The organism is Micromonospora sp. NPDC049799 (assembly GCF_040656655.1).
Lineage (GTDB): Bacteria > Actinomycetota > Actinomycetes > Mycobacteriales > Micromonosporaceae > Micromonospora.
The window spans coordinates 1-1,855 of the sequence record NZ_JBFAMU010000745.1 but is presented as its reverse complement, the minus strand read 5'-3'; the positions used below and the strand labels follow the sequence as shown (position 1 = coordinate 1,855).

The 1,855-nt window shown below is 74.6% G+C and carries 1 protein-coding gene and 1 pseudogene; one reads left to right on the top strand and one right to left on the bottom strand.

Annotated elements, in window-relative coordinates:
- Nucleotides 1-1,430, bottom strand: a 1,430-nt coding sequence (locus AB0I76_RS29035) for a DEDD exonuclease domain-containing protein (protein ID WP_357042075.1), incomplete at its 3' end; no start/stop codon positions are given.
- A 127-nt stretch (nt 1,431-1,557) separates the two neighbouring features.
- Here AB0I76_RS29035 and AB0I76_RS29030 point away from each other — a divergent pair.
- A pseudogene (locus tag AB0I76_RS29030) lies at nt 1,558-1,855 on the top strand (hypothetical protein); the annotation flags it as partial.

The window sequence follows — 1,855 nt, the reverse complement described above, 5'->3', positions numbered from 1 at the left end:
GCCGGCCGGGCGGCGGCCAGCTCGGCGATCCCGGTCAGCGCGGCGAGCCGCTGCATGCGTACCGCCGCGCGCAGCACCGCCGCGAGCCGGGACCGCACCACGGTGGCCTCCTCGTAGCGCTGGCCCCGGGAGAGCACCTCGATGCGGGCCAGCAGGGCGTCGACCACCACCTGTGGATCGTTGGCGGTCGCCGTGCGGAACGGCGCGACGGCGCGGGCGTCGTACTCCTCCGGGGTGATCTTGTGCTCGCAGGGCGCCGGGCAACGACCCAGCTCGGCCAGCGCGCAGGCCGGCGTCTTCGCCCGCAGCGACAGCCGGTGGGTGCACTGCCGCAGCGCCAGAGCGTCGTGGAAGCCGGCCGCGGCCAGCTCCGCCCCCCGGCGGGAGGTGAACGGCCCCAGGTAGGCGTCGTCGCCGGGGGAGAGGTTGCGGACCACCGACAGCCGTGGGTACGGCCCGTCGGTCAGCTTCAGCCAGACCACCCGCTCCGGGAACTTCGACCGGCGGTTGTACGGCGGGGCGTGCGCGCCGATCAGCCGCAGCTCCCGGACCTCCGCCTCCAGCGAGTGGGCGCACTCCACCGCCTCCACCCGCTCGGCGGCGGCCAGCATCTCCGAGATGCGGGCCCGCTTCTCGGCCGCGGTGAAGTAGCTGCGCACCCGGGTGGCGATGTCGACCGACGTGCCGACGTAGAGCGGGCGGTCGTCGGCGGCCCGGAAGATGTAGACCCCGGGCACCTTCGGCAGCCCCTCGGCGAGGTGTCGCTTGCGCCGCTGGGTCGGTGTGACCGCCTTCGCGAACTCGATGGCCTCGCCGACGGTGTCCACCCGGTGGCCGCCGAGCCGGGCGATCAGCCCGTGCAGCACGTCGACGGTCGCCTTGGCGTCGTCCAGGGCCCGGTGGGTCGGCTGGGTGGCGGTGCGGAAGTAGGCCGCCAGGGTGCCCAGCTTGCGGTTGGGCACCTCGTCGCGGGTCAGCACCCGGCGGGCCAGCGCGGCGGTGTCCAGCACCCGGGGGTTCGGCCAGCGGTAGCCGTGCTTCGCGCAGGCCGCCTTGAGGAAGCCGACGTCGTAGGGGGCGTTGTGGGCCACCAGGACCGCGTCGGAGACGAACTCCAGGAAGCTCGGCAGCACCTGCTCGATCGGTGGGGCGGGCAGCAGCATGGCCTGGGTGATGCCGGTGAGCACGGTGATGAAGGGCGGGATGGGCACGCCCGGGTTGACCAGGGTGGCGAGCACGCCCAGCTCCTCGCCGCCGCGCACCTTCACCGCGCCGATCTCGGTGATGCCGCCGCCGTCCGGGGCGCCGCCGGTCGTCTCCAGGTCGACCACCACGAACGTCGTCGCGTACAGCGGCAGTGCTGGATCGACCCCGCTCCCGGCCGGGTCGAGACCGGCCAGCGACTCCTGGACGTACTCCTGTGGTGCCATCGGCGGCACGCTAGCGGTCCGGTCCGACACTCCCGTCCCACGGGCCCCGGATGTCGCCACCGGTCTAGGATGAGAGATCGGCTCACTCATCAGGCGGTGGGCCCGGTCGCGGTGGGAGACTTGCCACATGCCCCTCACCGAGCCGTACGACGACCACCTCCCGCAGGAGGACCTGGTCGCCGCCACGCCCGGGACCGGTGGGGGCGCCGCCGAGGGGCTCGATCCGGCGGACCACCCGGGGGCCGGCGTCGACGGCGACCCGACGGACGCACCGGAGGAGCCGGTCGAGGTTACTCCCGAGCCGGAGCCCGTCCTGCCGGAACCGGTCCGCCCGGACGCCCCCGGGGTCGGCGACCCGCCGGGGGAGGTCACGGCGGTCCGCCACGGCGAACTCGCGGCGCTGGTGAGCGAGGTGCCCCTCGAAG